The sequence below is a fragment of the Streptosporangium sp. NPDC051022 genome (assembly GCF_040683035.1).
Taxonomy (GTDB): domain Bacteria; phylum Actinomycetota; class Actinomycetes; order Streptosporangiales; family Streptosporangiaceae; genus Streptosporangium.
The window spans coordinates 26,390-43,793 of the sequence record NZ_JBFBCF010000025.1; the positions used below are offsets into that span (position 1 = coordinate 26,390).

A 17,404-nucleotide genomic window follows, 5' to 3' on the forward strand; every position below is an offset into this window, starting at 1 on the left:
CCCCTTGTGGCCCGCGTGCCCCCGCGGCCCGGCCGTCCGGGGAGAGGGGCCTCAGGGGCGCCAGATGAGGATCAGCGCGCAGTCGTCGTTGTGCCCGGCCGACATGGAGGCGACCAGGTTGCGGGCGCCGCCGCGGAAACCGGAGGGCAGCAGGCGCTCGGCCTCCCCCAGCAGACGGTCGAGGCCGGCGTCGATGTCGCGTCCCGGCTGCTCGATCAGCCCGTCGGTGTAGAGCATGAGCGCGTCGCCCTTGCGGAGCATCCCCCGGTCGGGTTCGCAGTGCAGGTCGGGAACGATCCCCAGCACCACGCCCTTGGCCGGGGAGACCCGCCAGGTGCCGGTGCCCGAATCGAACTTGACCACCGGCGGGTGACCTGCCGAGGTGATGACGTATTCGCCCGTCGCGAGGTTGAGCCGTACGTGGACGGCCGTGACGAAGCCCTCGGCCTCGCGCTGGCGGTGGAGGTAGGTGTTGCAGGCCCCGAGGAAGTCGGTGACCGAGCCGAGCAGGCCGCCGAAGGTCCCCGACAGCATCAGCGCCCTGGTGCCCGCGTCGACGCCCTTGCCCGACACGTCGACCAGGGCGAGCTCGACCGTGTCGCCCTCGCGCATGGAGACCAGGAAGTCGCCGCCGAAGGAGGACCCGCCCGCCTGGTTCAGCACCACCCGTGAGTCCCAGTCCTTGGGCAGCCGGGGCAGCTCGCTCTGGCTCTTGAGCCGGTCGCGCAGCTCCAGCAGCATCACGTCGCCGCGCAGGCCCTGCACGCCGAGCTTGCCCCTGGTGCGGGCCATCAGCGCGGCCAGCACGCCGGTGAACCCGAAGGTGGCCAGCAGGCCGGGGCCGATGTGCCCGACCCCGCGCACGACCCCCAGATAAAGGAGCACGAGGGCGACCGCGCACAGCAGCTTGGCCAGGCTGCGCAGCCTGAGCTGGAGACCGCCGACGAGGGTGATCGGGATCAGGAGCGCCGGGGAGAACCACTGCATGGAGACCTTGGCGGCCAGTCCTCCGAGCACCAGGGTGAGCACGATCAGCGTGATGAGCAGGTTGCGGTCACGGGCCAGCGGCCCGCGGCGCAGGAACCGGACGATGGGCACCAGGAAGGGGACCCGCACCAGGAACGCGCGGAGCGCCGGAGGGATCAGCGGCACCGGACGGGAACTCATGATGCGCTCGACTGTATCGGGCCACCCCCCGTTTCGGCAGCCCACTTGACCAATGCCTTGATCATTAAGGGCGGATATTGAATGGCAGGAAGGGTTTGTCCCATCTACCGTAGGAAAAATGAGCCTTAGCCTGCGCCCCTTGACCGAGAGCGACTACTCCACCTGGATCACGGTGGACGAGGAGGCGTTCGGCAACGCGATACCGCCGCACCGGCGGGAGCTCTTCAAGGACGTGACGGAGTTCGACCGCTCGCTCGGCGCGTTCGAGGACGACCAGCTCGTCGGCGTCACCTCCGTGTTCAGCTTCACCATGACCGTGCCCGGTGGACCGCTCCCGGTCGCCGGGGTCACCTCGGTCGCCGTACTGCCCTCGCACCGCCGCCGGGGCGTGCTGTCGGCGCTCATGACCCGCCAGCTGAGCGACATCCGCGAGCGCGGCGAGGCGGTCGCGGCGCTCTACGCCTCGGAGGCGGCGATCTACGGCCGCTTCGGGTACGGCAGGGCCGCCGACAACCTCTTCTTCGACATCCCCACGCACAGCGCGGGCTTCGTCAAGCACGCCCCGTCCGACCCCTCGCTGCGGTTGCGCATCGTCAGGCCCGCCGAGGCCAGGAGCGTCTTCGAGAAGGTCTTCGAGGCCGCGCTCGACGGCCGCCCCGGGCTCTACGCCCGCACGCCGGAACGCTGGAACGCGATTCTGTCGGACCACGAGGCCGACCAGGGAGGCTCCGGGCCGCTGCGCGCCGTGGTCGTCGAGGACGACCGGGGCCCTCGCGGCTACGCGCTCTTCCGGATCAGATCGGGCATCACCGATCACGACACGCCGAGCGGCGAGCTGCGGCTCAAGGAGCTGTTCGGCCTGGACCCCGCGGCCTACGCGCTGCTGTGGCGGCACGTGCTGGACCGCGACCTGGTCTCCAGGGTCAGGGTCGCGCAGCGGCCGGTCGACGATCCGCTGATGCACCTGCTCGCCGAGCCGCGCCATCTCAACGCGGGCTGGCTGGACGAGCTGTGGATCCGCCTGGTGGACGTCGAGCGCGCGCTCGCCTCGCGCCGCTACTCGGCGCCGGTGGACGTGGTGATCGAGGTCGAGGACACGCTGTGCCCGTGGAACGCGGGCCGGTGGCGGCTGTCGGCCGGCACCTCGGGCGCCCGGTGCGTCCCCGCCGGCGACGCCGAGGCCGACCTGAGGCTTCCGGTCGCCCTGCTGGGCGCGGCCTATCTGGGCGGCCGCGCGCTCACGGGAGCGCAGGCCGCCGGCCTGGTGCACGAGTCGCGGGCGGGGGCGGTGCGGGAGCTGTCGACCGCGATGTCCTGGGAGCCCGCTCCCTGGACGGGCCTGATCTTCTGATCCGGGCCCGCCGGGGCGCCATGCCCGGCGTGCCTCCCGGTGGCCGTGATCCGGCGGGCCTCCCCGCTCCCCTTGCCCTCCTCCGGCCTCCCCCGGTCTTCCCGAGGGCTCGCGGGGCGCGGGCCGTACGGCGCCGGAGACGGAAAGGGGCCGGGAGGCCCCGGGCGCGCGGGTTATGGTGAGGCATGGCACTGCAGAGCTTGCAGATAAACGCGATCACCGCGATGCGCGCCCGCGACGTCTCCCGGCCCACCGAGGAACAGCAGGAGGCCGCCGAGAGGCGGCCTCTGCGGGACGAGACGCAGCGCAGGGAGTCCCCGCGCCGCAAACAGGGCTGAGGATCAGGGCAGCGGCGGGAGCTGGCCGATCGTCTCGTAGGACGTCAACTGGGCGATCCGGCGGTTGTGCCGCTCGGCCCCCGAGTAGGGCGTGCTCAGGAAGAGCTCGATGAAACGGACCGCCTCGTCCTGTGAGTGCATCCGCGAGCCGACGCTGATCACGTTGGCGTTGTTGTGCTCGCGGGCGAGCTTGGCGGTGTCGTCGCTCCAGGCCAGGGCCGCGCGGATCCCGCGCACCTTGTTGGCCGCGATCTGCTCGCCGTTGCCCGATCCGCCGATGACGATCCCCAGGCTGCCCGGGTCCTCCGCGACCCCCTCGGCCGCGCGCAGCACGAACGGCGGGTAGTCGTCCTCGGCGTCGTAGACGAACGGGCCACAGTCCGTGACCTCGTGGCCGTGCTCCTTGAGCCAGGAGACGACGTGGTTTTTGAGCTCATAGCCGGCATGGTCGGCACCGATGTAGACGCGCACCCGCCCAGTTTCGCAGGTGCGGATGGCCCTCTTGACCCCCACCCCGGCTAAAGTAACGACCGGTATACTCCCGCAGCCCTTACAAGAGAGAGTCCCTCATGCGTGATATCCGAGTGGTCGGCGATCCGGTCCTGCGCACGCCCGCCGAGCCGATCGCCGACTTCGACCGGGATCTGCGCCGTCTGATCGACGAGATGTTCGACGTGATGTACGCCGCGCAGGGTGTCGGTCTGGCCGGACCGCAGATCGGCGTGTCGAAGCGGATCTTCGTCTACGACTGCAGCAACCGCAAGGGACACGTGATCAACCCCGTGCTGACCGTCGACGACGACACGGAGGTCGTCGACGAGGAGGGCTGCCTGTCGATCCCGGGACGCGAGACCGGTACCCCGATCTACGCCCAGACCCCTCGCGCGGCCGGGGTCACCGTCAGCGGGCTGGACCGCCTGGGCCGCCCGGTCCGCCTGAAGGCGAGGGGCCTGCTGGCGCGCTGCTTCCAGCACGAGACCGACCACCTCGACGGCACCCTCTACGTCGACCGTCTGGCCAAGAACGCGGCCAGGAAGGTCCTGCTCCAGGCCCCCTGAGCGTCTCGCGGGTCCCGGCGCCCCGCTCCTACGGCCCCTACGGCCCCGCTAGGGCCGGGGCACCGGATCGCCGGGGGCTCCGGAGACGGGAGCACGCCGGCGGCGGCGGAGCAGCGGCCAGGCCGCCAGGCCGAGGCCGGCGAGCAGCAGCAGCACGACCACGATCCACTCGTTGGAGCCGCCCGCGCCGTAGACGTGTCCCTGGCGGCCGGTGTCGAACGCCCTGACGGCCTGGCCGGGGGTGAAGGTGTTCCTGTCCCCGCCGTAGAACCCCACGTCGGGGCGGACGACGCGGCCGCCCCGGAACTCCCCCAGCCAGGTGCACTGCTCGTGGCCGGGATGTTCGACGCACTCGACGCGCCGGGCGGTGAAGGTGCCCCACGTGCCCTCCCCGCGGAAGGCCGCAAGCGCCGGGCCGAGATTCTGCACGGCCAGCAGCACCAGCAGCAGCCCTCCCGCGACGATCACCAGGTCGAACGCGGTCAGACGCGCGGTGCCCAATCTCATGAGGCGCCCTTCGGGAGAGACGACGCTTTCCTTACGAGTGCTTACGAGTGCCTGCAGAGCGTTTTACCCAGAAGGCCGTGTGATGACCGTCCTGTCCGCAAGCGGACTCGTCGCGGGACCCGTCCGCGCGTCCTTCACAGCTGGACCGATTTGATCTCCAGATACTCCTCCAGCCCGAACTCGCCCATCTCACGCCCCAGGCCCGACTGCTTGTAACCGCCGAAGGGGGCCCGCGGATTGAACCGGCCGCAGTTGACGGCCACCTGGCCGGCGCGCAGCCGCCGGGCCACCGAGATCCCGCGCTCCTCGTCCCCCGCCCACACCGCGCCCGCCAGGCCGTACGGGGTGCCGTTGGCGATGGAGACGGCCTCGTCCTCGCCCCGGGTGTAGGGGACGATCACCAGGACCGGGCCGAAGATCTCCTCCTGCTCGATCACCATCCCGGGCTCGACCCCGGCGAACACCGTCGGCTCCACGTAGAAGCCCCGTTCCAGGGGGCGGTCGGAGCCCCCCGCGACCAGCCGGGCGCCCTCCTCCTGTCCCCGGATGATGTAGCGGACGACCCGGTCGCGCTGCGCGGCGGAGACCAGGGGACCGATCCGGGTGAGCTCGTCGAAGGGGTCGCCGACGGTGTACTCGGCCGCGGCCCGGACGGCCAGCCCGACGGCCTCGTCGTATCGGTCCCGGTGGACGATCATGCGGGCCCACGCCGAGCAGGTCTGGCCGGAGTTGAGGAAGGCGTTGGCCACGGTCGCCTTGGTCGCGGCGGCCAGGTCCGCGTCCGGCAGGACGACGCTGGCCGACTTGCCGCCGAGCTCCAGGGCGACCCGCTTGACGGTCTCGCCGGCCAGCGAGGCGACCCGCCGGCCCGCTCTGGTCGAGCCGGTGAAGGAGACCATGTCCACGTCGGGGTGGGTGACCAGCGCCTCGCCGACCACGGGGCCGTGACCGCTGAGCATGTTGAACACCCCGGGGGGCAGGCCGACCTCGTCGAAGATCCCGGCCAGCGCGAAGGCGGCCAGCGGCGCGACCTCGCTGGGCTTCAGCACCACCGTGCACCCCGCGGCGAGCGCGGGGCCGACCTTGCACACGATCTGGTGGAGCGGGTAGTTCCACGGGGTGATCGCCGCGACCACGCCGGCCGGTTCCCGGAAGATGCGGGAGTTGCCGATCCTTCCGCCGTCGAAGTCGTAGCTCTCGGCCAGTTCGGCGTAGGAGGCGAGCACCCCGGCGGGCATCAGTGTCTGCACCCGCGTCGCCATGCCGTACGGCGCACCCATGTCCGTGGCGATGATCCTGGCGATCTGGTCGGCGCGTTCCCGTATCAACCCGGCCGCGGCGGCCAGTACGCGGCCCCGCTCGGCGGCGGCCGTGCCCGACCAGGAGGGCAGGGCCTCACGGGCGGCGGCCACGGCCACCTCGACGTCGGCGGGCGACCCCGCGGGTACCCGGTCGATCGTCTCCTCGGTCGCGGGATTGACGACGTCGATGCTCTCACCCGATGCCGACGGCTGCCAGGATCCGTTCAGATAAAGGTGACGCATGCCTCTCATCCTCGCGCGCGGATCGTCGTAAGGCGAGGGACCGGCAGGTCAGGGGAGATACCGCCGCACCGCGTGCGGATCGTGAGACGACCGGCGCGGTTCCCCGCCGCCGGCCGGCGCCCGGCCGCCCCTCGCGACGAAGGGTACGGGGAGACGCCCCCGTGAGCGACAAATTACCGGGATCCTTAAAAACTCGTAATATGCCGGACCGACCGGCCCTACGGCCCCGTCCCGGCCGGGCGGGCCGGGACGGGGCCGCCGGGGATCAGTCAAAGATCGGGGGCCGGGTGCGGGAGCGCTTGAGCTCGTAGAACCCGTCGATGCCCGCGACCAGCCGGACGCCGTCCCAGAGCTTGGCCGCCTCCTCACCCTTCGGCGCGGGCGAGATGACCGGACCGAAGAACGCGACCCCCTCGACGGCGATCACCGGGGTGCCGACCTCCTGGCCGACGCGGTCGATGCCGTCGTTGTGCGAGGCGCGCAGAATCTCGTCGAACTCCTCCGAGTCCATCGCGTCGGCGAACGCGCGGTCGAGGCCCGCCCCCTCCAGCGCCTCCTCGACGGTCTCGCGGAGCCTGTCGAGCTCCTTGAGCCCGCCCTGGTTGTGGAAACGGACGCCGAGCTCGGTGTAGAGCCTGCCGACCGTCTCCGAGTCGTGCTTGTCCTGGACCGCGGCGACCACGCGAACCGGGCCGATGGCCCTGGCGATCAGCTCACGGTAGCTCTCCGGCACATCCTTGCCCTCGTTGAGGATGTTGAGACTCATGATGTGCCAGCGCGGCTCGATGGGCCGCACCTTCTCCACTTCCAGCAGCCAGCGGGACGTCATCCACGCGAAGGGGCAGAAGGGGTCGAACCAGAGGTCGACAGGAGTGCGCTCAGTCATCTCTCAGCTTTCTGATCGTGAGGTTCCTTCACACCGCGACAACCGGCGACCCGGAGTTTCCTATTCCTTGAATCGGTTATTACCTTGACCGGCGTCTTTATCCTCGAGCGTGACCGACAGTCGACTCCCCTGCCTCCGGGGGCGACGATCCCGGGCCTCACGTGGCAGGATTCAGGCACCCCTTAGCGCTGAAGCGGGGGAATTTGTTGACGAGGGAGCGGTAGTGGCAGGCAATCTGACTCGTGATGAGGCACGCGAGCGCGCACGGCTGATCAGCGTGCGGTCATATGCGGTCGAGCTCGATCTGACCGAGGGTGAGGAACACTTCGAAAGCGTCACCACGGTCCACTTCACCAGCACCAGGGCGGGGGCGGAGACGTTCATCGACCTCGCGGGCGCCAAGGTGCGCCAGGCCGTGCTGAACGGCGTCGAGCTGGACGTGAACACCTACGACCTCGAGACAGGCCGGCTGCCGCTGCCGAACCTGGCCGAGACCAACGAGTTGCGCATCGACGCCGACTGTTCCTACATGCGCACCGGCGAGGGCCTGCACCGCTTCGTCGACCCGGTCGACAAGAACGTCTACCTTCACAGCCAGTTCGAGACGGCCGACGCCCACCGGATGTACGCCTGCTTCGACCAGCCCGACCTGAAGGCCACCTTCGAGCTGACCGTGCTGGCGCCGTCGTCCTGGGAGGTGATCTCCAACGCGGCCCCCGACACGTCGGAGAGGCTCCAGGAGCACCAGGGCCGCCACGGCACGCTCCAGGCCGCCAGGCGCTGGCACTTCCCGGCGCCCCCGGTGCTGTCCACCTACATCACCGCGCTGTGCGCCGGGCCGTACCACAAGGTGACCTCCGAGCACGACGGCATCCCGCTCGGCCTGTACTGCCGGGCCTCGCTCGCCGAGCACCTCGACGCCGACAACCTCTTCGAGATCACCCGGCAGGGCTTCGACTTCTTCCACCGGGTCTTCGGCATCCGCTACCCGTTCGGCAAGTACGACCAGCTGTTCGTGCCCGAGTTCAACGCGGGCGCGATGGAGAACGCCGGCTGCGTGACCTTCCTGGAGGACTACGTCTTCCGCTCCCGCGTCACCGACGCGGTGATCGAGCGCCGCGCCGAGACGATCCTGCACGAGATGGCGCACATGTGGTTCGGCGACCTGGTGACCATGCGCTGGTGGGACGACCTGTGGCTGAACGAGTCGTTCGCCACCTACGCCTCGGTGCTCTGCCAGGCCGAGGCCACCCGCTGGGGCCAGGGCGCGTGGACGACGTTCGCCAACGTTGAGAAGGCCTGGGCCTACCGTCAGGACCAGCTGCCCTCGACGCACCCGATCGCCGCCGACATCGTCGACATGCACGCGGTCGAGGTCAACTTCGACGGCATCACCTACGCCAAGGGCGCCTCGGTGCTCAAGCAGCTGGTCGCCTACGTCGGCCTCGACAACTTCCTGGCCGGCGTCCGCGACTACTTCAACGAGCACGCCTGGGGCAACACGACGCTCGCCGACCTGCTCGGCGCGCTGGAGCGCACCTCCGGCCGCGACCTGTCCTCGTGGTCGAAGGAGTGGCTGGAGACCTCCTGGGTCAACACGCTGCGCCCGTCGTTCACCACCGACGCCGAGGGCCGCTTCCTGGAGTTCGACGTGCTGCAGGAGGCCCCCGCCGACTACCCGACGCTGCGCTCGCACCGCGTCGCCATCGGCCTGTACTCTCTGCGGGACGACACCCTGGTCCGCACCGGGCGGGTCGAGCTCGACGTGGTCGGCGCGCGTACGGCGGTGGCCGAGCTGGTCGGCGAGACCCAGCCCGACCTGATCCTGATCAACGACGACGACCTGACCTACGCCAAGGTCCGGCTCGACGCGCGCTCGCTGCAGACCCTGGTCGACGGCGGGATCACGAAGTTCACCGAGTCCCTGCCGCGCGCCCTGTCGTGGTCGGCGGCCTGGGACATGACCCGCGACGCCGAGATGTCCACCCGCGACTACGTCGCGCTCGTGGCCTCCGGCATCTCGTCGATCAAGGACATCACCGTCGCCCAGACCGTGCTCCGCCAGGCCCGCCTGGCCGTCCAGCAGTACGCCGACCCCGCCTGGCGCGCCGAGGGACTGGCCCGGCTGGCCTCCCTGCTGCGCACCCTCGTCGCCGAGGCCGAGCCCGGTTCCGACCACCAGCTCGCCTACCTCAACGCGCTGTCGGCCGTGGCGATCTCGCAGGAGGACCTGGCGTTCCTGAAGGGCCTGCTGGACGGCTCGACCGTGCTCGACGGCCTGACCGTTGACGCCGACCTGCGCTGGACGCTGACCCAGGCCCTGGTCTCCGGCGGTGTCCTCGGCGAGGAGGACATCGCCGAGGAGCTGCTGCGCGACGCGACCGCCACCGGCGAGCGCTCCGCCGCGCTCTCCCGCGCCGCGATCCCGACGGCCGAGGGCAAGGCGGCCGCGTGGGCGACCATCACCGAGGGCAAGCTGAGCGGCGCGCTGCTGCGCTCGACGATCCTGGGCTTCATGGACCCGCGCCACCCGGGCCTGCTGGAGCCGTACGCCGCGCGGTACTTCGAGGAGATCGGCGGGATCTGGAAGGCCTGGACCTCCGACAGCGCGCAGAACTTCGCCAACGGCTGCTACCCGGCTCTGGCGATCTCGCCCGAGACGGTCGCCAGGACCCAGGATCTGATCTCCGAGAGCCAGCCCCCGCAGGCCCTCAGGCGCCTGCTGCTCGAAGGTGCCGACGGCATCAGCCGCGCCCTGCGCGCACAGGCCAAGGACGCCTCCGCGGTCTGAGCCGGTACGGCTCGCCCGCGCCACGGCCCGCCCGGGGCTCCATGCACCCCGGGCGACGGCCGGACGCCCGCGCGCACGCCCGGCCGCCGGATCTCCCGGCTCCCGGCCGCCGGATCGTCCGCCCGGCCCTCTTCACGGCCCCTTCACGATCTCCTCACGCCCCCTCACGACAGGGTGTGGCTGCGCGTCTCCAGCAGCGCCAGATGATCGGCCGTGACCAGTTCGTGCCGCAGTGCCAGCGAGACCAGCGCCGCGCGCTGCCGGTCGGACTTTCCCGGCCGCTCCGGTGTTCTCACCCGGAGCTTCACCCTGGCGAGATAGTCGATGTGGAAGTTGACCGCCGAACGGCCGAGGCCGAGGTGGGCCAGCCGGATGATGATCTCCGGAACCGTCGGGATCACGGTGGAGAACGGGTCGCGCAGCCGGGGTTCGCAGAGGGCGACCAGGATCAGGAAGTACTTCGCGGTGACGTCCAGCTGGGAGGCCGTCACCGTCTCCCGCCCCTGCCCGGGCGCGTCGGGGTGGAGCAGCACGTGCTCGGGGGCGAACACCAGGAACGCCGCCTCCTCGGCGGGTGCCCGTACCCGGGCCAGCTCGAAGGGGATCGGAGCGCGCACGCGTCCGGGCGGCACCTTGACGAACTCACCGCCGCCCTCGGGGTTGTCCACCACGTAGGTCGCCGAACGGCTGAAATTGGAGATCATCCAGTAGTCGTCGACCGCGTCGATCCGCCCGGCCACCCGGGAGACCGAGGGGTCGGGCAGCACCAGGTCCACCGGTCCGCGGCCGAAGGTGGCGTGCTCGCCCGAGGCGAGCTCCAGCACCTGTTCCTCTCTCTGGATGAGGATCCCTGAAACCTTACAGACACTCACGGTGACGATCCTTGCGCAAGATGTGACTATCCGCAGAGAAAAGGGAAAAGGGAGAACGCAGCCCGGCCGCCCCGCTACCGCGGGCGGAAGGCGTCCCACCGAAGTGGCGGGAGCAGGCCACCGGGGGCCGCCTCCACCTGGGGATCCACTGCCCCCGGCGAGGAGCCCAACACACCACGAATATCGGTCCCATCTCGAAATAATGGTAAAAATAGGCTCTGCCTGGGAGAACGTCCTCAAACCACACTCTGTATCGGACAACATCTTCGGCGTTCACAGGCCGTGAAAGGGTGATCAAGTGGAATCGGCGCGGGATCTGCTCATCTCCCTGGCACGGAGGCACGCCTTCGCCGACGTCGGAGCGCTCGCCACGGACGTCGTCGACGGGGCGGACGACATCGAGGCGGTGTGCGAGTTCGGGCAGCGGCTGCTCTCACTGGACGCCGAGGACTTCGCCGCCGAGGCGCGGGCCGTGCCCGGTGACCTGAGGCGGCGGGCGCGGGCCTGCACCATGCCGCAGACGCCGAGGGAGCAGCCGCGCGGCGCGCTGGAGTCGCTGCGCCCGGCCTACGGGCTGCTGCTGGAGGTGATCGCGATCCGGTGGCACCGGCGCGAACTGAGCTCGATGGTGGCCGCCCTGCACATCACCAGTGAGTATCTTCCCCTGCTCGCCTTCGAACCGGTGCTCGGCAACGCGGGCGATCCGGCGCGCTGGCCCCGGGGCCTGGCCGCGCCCGGCAGCCGGTTCGGCGTCATCGGCGGCCGCGAGTGCGACCACACCAAGGCCGAGCAGTCGGCGCTCAACCGGACCCTGCGGGTGGCGGGAGAGCCCGCGGAGGGCTGGCGGGCCTACTTCGACCGCCAGCACAGCCAGGTGGCCGGCGCGCTCGCCACCTGCGTGGCCTCCTGCCGCACCCCTTGCACCGCGATGGACTGGATCGAGCCGGACCGCCGCGAACGCCTGGCCACGCGGGCCCGGGTGGCGCTGGCCTTCGCCGAGACCCCCCTCGTCAAGCTGCGCCACGCGGCCCCGGTGGGCCACGGGTTCGGCGTGCCCTCCGCCGAGGAGGTCCTCGACGCCTGGGAGCGCAGCCGGACGATCCTGAGCAAGAACGAGGTGGGCAACGAGGCCGCCAAGGACGACGGCTTCCCGCTGCCGGGCCTGCCCAGCCTGTTCTCCGCGATCGCCACGGCCCCGTTGGCGCCCTCGACGCTCCTGGCCGACATCACCGCCCATCTGGTACGGCTGCTGGAGCGCTGAAGCGCGATCCCGGCGTGCCGCGATCCGCGGCCCGCCGCCGAACCCCGCACGGCCCCCGCCGGATCCCTCGCCGGATCCCTCGCGGCTCCCGAAGGCCGCACGGGCGGCGAGGGGCCGCCTCCTCAGGCGTTGAGGATGATCTGGCCGACGGTCACCGAGAACACGCAGCACGCGACGGCGATCAGCAGCAGCAGCACTCCCCTGCGGATGTAGCGGTTCTTGGCGTGGGCCACGGCGCTGAGGCTCCTGATCCGCAGCACGAGCGTGTCGGCGCCGATCCGGGTGTCCTGGCTCCTCATGCGGGCCCTCAGGTCGGCCAGCGCCTCCTCGGAGAAGGCGCCGCGCGATCTCTGCTCCGGAGGGTCGGCGGTCCGGTCGTCCCCGGCCGGCGGGTTCCAGGTCTGCAGGCGGCCCGCGTAGGAGCGGCGGCGTTCCACGGTACGGCCCGCGAGCCGGGCGCTGAGCGGAAGGAGGGCGCCCACGAACATCAGGATGCCCATCACGCAGAAGAACGCCCCGGTCCACCACAGCCACTCCACCTGGCTGGGCAGCCTTCCCGGCTTCCAGTTGCCCGCGAGCAGGCCTCCGGCGACGGCCGTCACCAGCAGCGCGATCGCCTTCCTGTTCGCCCGGCCGTTGTCTCCGCGCACCTCCGCCAGGACCTGCCTGATGTAGGAGAGCGTCTCGTCGCTCCCCTGTTCCTCCTGCGGCACCGTCCCCTCCCGCGAGACGTCGGCCGGCGGTGTACCCCGCACGATCTTCAGCACGCCCCGATTATCCGAGAAGTCACCTCCGTCGGGAAGCCAGGTCCGCCAGGAGCCACACTCCGCTGATCAGCCCGCCCACCAGGTTTCCGCCGCCGAACGCGGCCGCCATCGAGGTCGCGGCCGCCCGGCACTCGCCGTCGGTGATCCTCCGCCCCGCCATGGAACCCGTGACGATCTCCAGGCCCCTTCCTCGAAGGTCGACGAACACCAGCACGGCCGTGTCGGACTCCTGCCCGAGCGCGGCGTGCAGCCGTTCGGAGAAATGGCGGCGCGGGCCGATGGCCGGGCCGAGGTAGACGGCGAAGCGCAGGCCGCTGCGGCGCTCCGCGGTGCGCAACGCCCTGCGGACGTCGTGGGCCTGCGTCGAGGTGAGGGCTCCCGCCACCGTCACCATCGGGCCGACGCCCCGCCGACACGGCGTCCCGGCTCGGAGATCTCCGCCAGGGAGACCCAGTCGACCTCGGGTGCCCGCGCGCCGGGCGACGGCGGGTCGACCAGGACCAGGTCGGAGACGTCCACCCCCCGCTCGCTGTGGAAAGGACCGCCGAACCACACCGCGCCCGCGGAGGTGGCCCTGGCCGCGCTCGCGCGCAGCCTGCCTGGCAGCACCACCAGGGCGCTGATCAGCAGGAACAGGCCGGCGGATGCGCCGATCAGGAACTCGGAGACCTGAATCGCGTCCACACGTCCACGGTAAGTCCACGCCGCGGGCTCGTCGAGACCCGTCTCCGGGCGGAGCGCTCCCCTCTCGGCGGGGCGGGGTTTTCCCGCGTTGCACGGCTGCCGTCCGCCTCCGGACGGTAAGATCGCCGATGCCGACCACCGTGACCCACGTCCCACATAGCGGACGCGGTCGGCCCGAGTTGTCTAGAGAGAAGATGAATTCATACCCGGTTCGGCGGAGGGTCAAGCGGATGACGGCAGTCACAAAAGTATGAGAAACGCAATACTAGGCACCCTTCCAGACGTCAGCTACGGTGAGTTACGTGGATTCCGGTCAGGCACCAGAAGACGGTAACACTACGTCACCTATTTGGGTCAGCGACCGACCGGCCGATGACAGGCCGACGTCTCGACCCACCACGCCCGCGTCTACGTACGCGCCCGTGGAGCGCACCTCGCTGCGCGCTCTGCTAGAGGACCCCAGATACGGCCATCTGCGCCGGCGGGTCCTGGTCGCGGTCGTCGCCGGAGTGGTCGCGGCCATCCTGTTCTCCAGCTGGCGGCTCGGCCTCACCGCCGCCGTGCTGGGCGCGATCGCCGACACGGTGCTGCGCGCCCGGACGCACTCGACCGTACCCGCCTGGCGGCGCGCCTCGGTCGCGGAGCGCCAGACCGAGGCCCAGCTCAAGAGGATGGAGCGGGGCGGTTATCGCAGCCTGCACGCCCGCGCGATCCCCGACAGCGAGGCCCAGATCGACCACCTGGTCGTGGGCCCGACGGGGGTTTACGCCGTCGACTCCGAGAAGTGGGACAAGCGCCTGCCGGTCCGCGTCCAGTCGCACCGCAAGCTGTTCCACGGCCCGTTCAGCCAGAAGCCGCGTCTCGACGAGGCCCGCTGGGAGGCGTCCAGGGCCGCCGAGCTGATCGGCGAGGCGCTCGGCCGCGAGGTCACGATCATCCCGTCCCTGGCGATCTACGGCCCGGCGATCCCGTGGAAGGTCCTCACGGTCCGCGAGGTCGACGTTTTCGACGGAAGTCGTGTCCGTAAATGGATCACCAAGCGGGAACGGTCACTCACCGACGCCGAGATCGACGAGATCTACGAGGTGGCGGAGCAGGTCCTGCCCGCGCGCTACCCCGAATCCTGACCCCCGCGACGCCCGCCACGGTCGCGCGCGAGGAGCCTGACCCCCGCACGACGGCCTCGGCGACGGCTTCGGCGACGTACTGATCCACGCGCGGATCCACGGATCCACGCGTCGGTCCACGCGCACCGGCGGCCTCCGCGACGTGCTGGGCGGCCGCGGCGGCGATCCCCGCCGCGCCGCCGCACCCGTCGTCGGCGCGCCCGCCGTCGCCGTGGTCGCCGCCTCGCCTGTCGTCGGTGTACTCGTCGTCGGCGTGGCCTGCGGCGCCGTCGCCCGTGTTTTCGGACCTGTCCCATCCGGGTCCCGCCGAGGCCCCTTCCGGAGTCCTCCCGCCCTCGCTCCAACCCCGTTCCGGCCCTTTCGCCTGGTCACCGGGGCCCTGTCTCGCGCGGTGGACGCGCGTCTCGCGCACCGGGCGATGGCCGTACCATTTGAGGACACGGTTTCGATGATGGGAGAAGCCTCATGCCCGCCCTCAGGTCTCGTACGGTCACTCACGGCAGGAACATGGCCGGAGCCCGGGCCCTGCTCCGGGCGACGGGTGTAGCGGGGAGCGACTTCGGCAAACCGATCATCGCCGTGGCCAACAGCTTCACCCAGTTCGTCCCCGGGCACGTCCACCTGCGCGAGGTCGGCGACGTGGTCGCCGGAGCGATCAGGGAGGCGGGCGCGATCCCGCGCGAGTTCAACACGATCGCGGTCGACGACGGCATCGCGATGGGTCACGGCGGCATGCTCTACTCGCTGCCCAGCCGCGAGCTGATCGCGGACGCGGTCGAGTACATGGTGAACGCGCACTGCGCCGACGCGCTGATCTGCGTCTCCAACTGCGACAAGATCACCCCGGGCATGTTGCTCGCCGCGTTCCGGCTCAACATCCCCACGGTCTTCGTCTCCGGCGGCCCCATGGAGGCCGGCAAGACCCCGGGCCGCAAGCTCGACCTGATCGACCCGATGATCGCCTCCGCGGACGACAACGTCTCCGACGCCGAACTGCTGGAGATGGAGGAGAGCGCCTGCCCGACCTGCGGGTCGTGCAGCGGGATGTTCACCGCCAACTCGATGAACTGCCTGGCGGAGGCCATCGGCCTGGCACTGCCGGGCAACGGCACGATCCTCGCCACGCACAAGGCGCGCAAGAAACTGTTCCAGGACGCCGGGCGGCAGATCGTCGAGATCGCCCGCCGTTACTACGAGCAGGACGACGAGACGATCCTGCCGCGCAGCGTCGCCACCAAGGACGCCTTCGAGAACGCCATGGCGCTGGACGTGGCGATGGGCGGCTCGACCAACACGATCCTGCACATCCTCGCCGCGGCCCGTGAGGCCCAGGTCGACTTCGGCCTCAAGGAGATCAACGAGATCTCGCTGCGGGTGCCGTGCCTGTGCAAGGTCGCCCCGGCCACCGCCAAGTACCACGTGGAGGACGTCCACCGCGCCGGCGGCATCCCGGCCATCCTCGGTGAGCTCGACCGGGCGGGCCTGATCCACCGCGACGTGCACACCGTCGCCGGCGGCACGATCGGCGACTACATCGACGCCTGGGACCCCTGCTCCGCGGGCGCGCTGCCCGAGGCGCTGGAGCTCTGGCACGCGGCCCCCGGCAACGTCCGCACCGTCAAGCCCTACTCGCAGGAGGCCCGCTGGGACTCCCTGGACCTCGACCGGTCCGAGGGGTGCGTGCGCGACGCCGAGCACGCCTACACCCGCGACGGCGGCCTGGCCGTGCTCTACGGCAACATCGCCACCGAGGGCTGCATCGTCAAGACGGCCGGGGTCGACGAGTCGATCTGGAGGTTCTCCGGGCCCGCCGTGGTCTTCGAGTCCCAGGACGACGCGGTCGAGGGCATCCTGAACAACAAGGTCAAGGCCGGGGACGTCGTGGTGATCCGCTACGAGGGCCCGAAGGGCGGGCCCGGCATGCAGGAGATGCTCTACCCGACCTCGTTCCTGAAGGGCAAGGGCCTGGGCAAGGTCTGCGCGCTGGTCACCGACGGCCGCTTCTCCGGCGGCACGAGCGGGCTGTCCATCGGCCACGCCTCTCCCGAGGCGGCAGAGGGCGGCGTCATCGCCCTGGTCGAGGACGGCGACCTCATCGAGATCGACATCCCGGGCCGTTCGATCGAGCTGAAGCTCTCCGAGGAGGAGCTGGCGGCCCGGCGTGAGCGGCTCCTGACCGAGCTGGGCGGCTACCGGCCGCGCGACCGTCACCGCCCGGTGAGCGCCGCGCTCCAGGCCTACGCGGCGCTGACGACCTCGGCCTCGACGGGCGCCTCCCGGGACCTGTCCCAGCTGTCGCGCTGACGCCTTCCCTGCCTCACACGCCTCCCTGCCGGGCGGCCGCGCACGTCGCCGCCGCACCCGGCAGGGAAGCGTGCTGTATCCGACAGGAAGTTCGAAAAATGTCGGTGGCAGCCAATACCATAGGTGTATGGCCAACGTCATTAAGCCCTCCACCAGCCCTTTGACGACCGCCGAGATCGCCGCCCTCGCCCTGTCCCTGGCGCACCTGGGGTCGGATCCGCAGGCCACCGCCGCCCGCAGCGGCCTGCGTCACCTGTTCGAGCACATGGAGTTCGACGACGCGGTCGTCTCCACCACCCTCGCGACACTGACCGAGCCGATGGCCGCCCCCGTCGCCGACCGGGCCAGGACCATCGCCAACGCCATCACCTCCCACCTCGTGGTCCGGCTGCACTACCAGGACGTGTCGGGCCGGGTGACCGTGCGCGACGTCGACCCGGTGACGTGCATGGTGCACCGCGATTACTGGTACCTCGTGGGAATGTGCCGCCTGCGCGGCGCCATCCGGGCCTTCCGGTTCGACCGGATCGTGGCCACCGAGCCGACCTTCATCCCCGCCCGCCCGCACCGGGCCGACAACTTCCTGCCCTTCCAGGGCAAACGCGCCGTCCACCAGGGGCGCATAGCGGCCGCCTGAGGCCGCGCCCGGGACGTCCACCGGCCGGGAACGTTCACCCGGCCAGAGGCGTCACCGACGCCCGCGGCCGGTACGGCCATGGGCGTCGGCCCCCCTTCACCACGATCTCG

17 protein-coding genes are annotated in these 17,404 nt (G+C 70.8%); 8 read left to right on the forward strand and 9 right to left on the reverse strand.

Annotated elements, in window-relative coordinates; translation table 11 throughout:
• Positions 1 to 51: 51 nt before the first annotated feature.
• Positions 52 to 1,167, reverse strand: a complete 1,116-nt coding sequence (locus tag AB0N02_RS32555) for a PP2C family protein-serine/threonine phosphatase (RefSeq protein WP_363954228.1) — start codon at positions 1,165 to 1,167, stop codon at positions 52 to 54.
• 118 nt (positions 1,168 to 1,285) lie between these two features.
• Between AB0N02_RS32555 and AB0N02_RS32560 the strand changes: the two genes are divergently transcribed.
• Both AB0N02_RS32560 and AB0N02_RS32565 read left to right on the forward strand, forming a co-directional pair.
• On the forward strand, positions 1,286 to 2,518 hold the full coding sequence (locus tag AB0N02_RS32560) for a GNAT family N-acetyltransferase (protein WP_363954230.1): 1,233 nt from the start codon (positions 1,286 to 1,288) through the stop codon (positions 2,516 to 2,518).
• Between the two features lie 185 nt (positions 2,519 to 2,703).
• On the forward strand, positions 2,704 to 2,856 hold the full coding sequence (locus tag AB0N02_RS32565) for a hypothetical protein (RefSeq protein WP_363954232.1): 153 nt from the start codon (positions 2,704 to 2,706) through the stop codon (positions 2,854 to 2,856).
• A gap of 3 nt (positions 2,857 to 2,859) precedes the next feature.
• On the opposite strand, the gene AB0N02_RS32570 is transcribed toward AB0N02_RS32565, so the two are convergent.
• Entirely contained in the window at positions 2,860 to 3,327 is a 468-nt protein-coding gene (locus AB0N02_RS32570) for a ribose-5-phosphate isomerase (RefSeq protein ID WP_363954431.1), read from the reverse strand.
• Between the two features lie 98 nt (positions 3,328 to 3,425).
• Between AB0N02_RS32570 and def the strand changes: the two genes are divergently transcribed.
• Positions 3,426 to 3,914, forward strand: a complete 489-nt coding sequence (def, locus tag AB0N02_RS32575) for a peptide deformylase (RefSeq protein ID WP_363954234.1) — start codon at positions 3,426 to 3,428, stop codon at positions 3,912 to 3,914.
• A 48-nt stretch (positions 3,915 to 3,962) separates the two neighbouring features.
• On the opposite strand, the gene AB0N02_RS32580 is transcribed toward def, so the two are convergent.
• From AB0N02_RS32580 to AB0N02_RS32590, 3 genes are all read right to left on the reverse strand, one after another.
• A complete protein-coding gene (locus AB0N02_RS32580) occupies positions 3,963 to 4,421 on the reverse strand; it encodes a hypothetical protein (protein WP_363954236.1) in 459 nt (152 codons plus the stop codon).
• A gap of 134 nt (positions 4,422 to 4,555) precedes the next feature.
• Positions 4,556 to 5,965, reverse strand: a complete 1,410-nt coding sequence (locus AB0N02_RS32585; protein WP_363954238.1) for an aldehyde dehydrogenase family protein — start codon at positions 5,963 to 5,965, stop codon at positions 4,556 to 4,558.
• A gap of 265 nt (positions 5,966 to 6,230) precedes the next feature.
• Entirely contained in the window at positions 6,231 to 6,851 is a 621-nt protein-coding gene (locus AB0N02_RS32590) for a disulfide bond formation protein DsbA (RefSeq protein ID WP_363954240.1), read from the reverse strand.
• 223 nt (positions 6,852 to 7,074) lie between these two features.
• On the opposite strand from AB0N02_RS32590, the gene pepN reads away from it, so the two are divergent.
• The gene (gene pepN / locus AB0N02_RS32595; RefSeq protein WP_363954242.1) at positions 7,075 to 9,642 is read left to right on the forward strand and encodes an aminopeptidase N; all 2,568 of its coding nucleotides are present in this window, start codon (positions 7,075 to 7,077) and stop codon (positions 9,640 to 9,642) included.
• Between the two features lie 164 nt (positions 9,643 to 9,806).
• Here pepN and AB0N02_RS32600 read toward each other — a convergent pair whose 3' ends face one another.
• Positions 9,807 to 10,514: an FHA domain-containing protein gene (locus AB0N02_RS32600; protein WP_363954244.1), complete on the reverse strand. Its 708-nt coding sequence runs from the start codon at positions 10,512 to 10,514 to the stop codon at positions 9,807 to 9,809.
• 298 nt (positions 10,515 to 10,812) lie between these two features.
• Between AB0N02_RS32600 and AB0N02_RS32605 the strand changes: the two genes are divergently transcribed.
• Complete coding sequence (locus AB0N02_RS32605) at positions 10,813 to 11,775, forward strand: hypothetical protein (RefSeq protein ID WP_363954246.1); 963 nt, start codon at positions 10,813 to 10,815, stop codon at positions 11,773 to 11,775.
• Positions 11,776 to 11,897: 122 nt separating this feature from the next.
• Here the strand turns inward: AB0N02_RS32605 and AB0N02_RS32610 are convergent, their stop codons facing one another.
• Genes AB0N02_RS32610 through AB0N02_RS32620 form a run of 3 tightly spaced genes read right to left on the reverse strand, consistent with a single transcriptional unit; the run spans position 11,898 to position 13,226 of the window.
• The gene (locus AB0N02_RS32610; RefSeq protein WP_363954248.1) at positions 11,898 to 12,542 is read right to left on the reverse strand and encodes a hypothetical protein; all 645 of its coding nucleotides are present in this window, start codon (positions 12,540 to 12,542) and stop codon (positions 11,898 to 11,900) included.
• 19 nt (positions 12,543 to 12,561) lie between these two features.
• Complete coding sequence (locus AB0N02_RS32615; protein ID WP_363954250.1) at positions 12,562 to 12,936, reverse strand: DUF5130 family protein; 375 nt, start codon at positions 12,934 to 12,936, stop codon at positions 12,562 to 12,564.
• Positions 12,930 to 13,226: a hypothetical protein gene (locus tag AB0N02_RS32620; protein WP_363954252.1), complete on the reverse strand. Its 297-nt coding sequence runs from the start codon at positions 13,224 to 13,226 to the stop codon at positions 12,930 to 12,932. The genes AB0N02_RS32615 and AB0N02_RS32620 overlap by 7 nt, the downstream gene beginning before the upstream one ends.
• Positions 13,227 to 13,648: 422 nt before the next feature.
• On the opposite strand from AB0N02_RS32620, the gene AB0N02_RS32625 reads away from it, so the two are divergent.
• The 3 genes from AB0N02_RS32625 to AB0N02_RS32635 all read left to right on the forward strand — a co-directional run bounded on the left by AB0N02_RS32625 (position 13,649) and on the right by AB0N02_RS32635 (position 17,294).
• Positions 13,649 to 14,353 carry a nuclease-related domain-containing protein gene (locus tag AB0N02_RS32625; protein WP_363954254.1) on the forward strand — a complete coding sequence of 235 codons (705 nt, stop codon included), beginning with the start codon at positions 13,649 to 13,651 and terminating at the stop codon, positions 14,351 to 14,353.
• 465 nt (positions 14,354 to 14,818) lie between these two features.
• The gene (gene ilvD / locus AB0N02_RS32630; protein WP_363954256.1) at positions 14,819 to 16,657 is read left to right on the forward strand and encodes a dihydroxy-acid dehydratase; all 1,839 of its coding nucleotides are present in this window, start codon (positions 14,819 to 14,821) and stop codon (positions 16,655 to 16,657) included.
• Positions 16,658 to 16,784: 127 nt separating this feature from the next.
• Positions 16,785 to 17,294 carry a WYL domain-containing protein gene (locus AB0N02_RS32635; RefSeq protein ID WP_363954258.1) on the forward strand — a complete coding sequence of 170 codons (510 nt, stop codon included), beginning with the start codon at positions 16,785 to 16,787 and terminating at the stop codon, positions 17,292 to 17,294.
• The last annotated feature ends 110 nt before the right edge of the window (positions 17,295 to 17,404 follow it).

What these genes read in the sequence shown, in the direction of transcription:
- AB0N02_RS32560 (WP_363954230.1), top strand. Translation starts at nt 1,286, where the DNA reads ATGAGCCTTAGCCTGCGCCCCTTGACCGAGAGCGACTACTCCACCTGG.
- AB0N02_RS32585 (WP_363954238.1), bottom strand. Translation starts at nt 5,965, where the DNA reads ATGCGTCACCTTTATCTGAACGGATCCTGGCAGCCGTCGGCATCGGGT.
- AB0N02_RS32555 (WP_363954228.1), bottom strand. Translation starts at nt 1,167, where the DNA reads ATGAGTTCCCGTCCGGTGCCGCTGATCCCTCCGGCGCTCCGCGCGTTC.
- AB0N02_RS32565 (WP_363954232.1), top strand. Translation starts at nt 2,704, where the DNA reads ATGGCACTGCAGAGCTTGCAGATAAACGCGATCACCGCGATGCGCGCC.
- AB0N02_RS32635 (WP_363954258.1), top strand. Translation starts at nt 16,785, where the DNA reads ATGGCCAACGTCATTAAGCCCTCCACCAGCCCTTTGACGACCGCCGAG.
- AB0N02_RS32590 (WP_363954240.1), bottom strand. Translation starts at nt 6,851, where the DNA reads ATGACTGAGCGCACTCCTGTCGACCTCTGGTTCGACCCCTTCTGCCCC.
- def (WP_363954234.1), top strand. Translation starts at nt 3,426, where the DNA reads ATGCGTGATATCCGAGTGGTCGGCGATCCGGTCCTGCGCACGCCCGCC.
- ilvD (WP_363954256.1), top strand. Translation starts at nt 14,819, where the DNA reads ATGCCCGCCCTCAGGTCTCGTACGGTCACTCACGGCAGGAACATGGCC.
- AB0N02_RS32580 (WP_363954236.1), bottom strand. Translation starts at nt 4,421, where the DNA reads ATGAGATTGGGCACCGCGCGTCTGACCGCGTTCGACCTGGTGATCGTC.
- AB0N02_RS32615 (WP_363954250.1), bottom strand. Translation starts at nt 12,936, where the DNA reads ATGGTGACGGTGGCGGGAGCCCTCACCTCGACGCAGGCCCACGACGTC.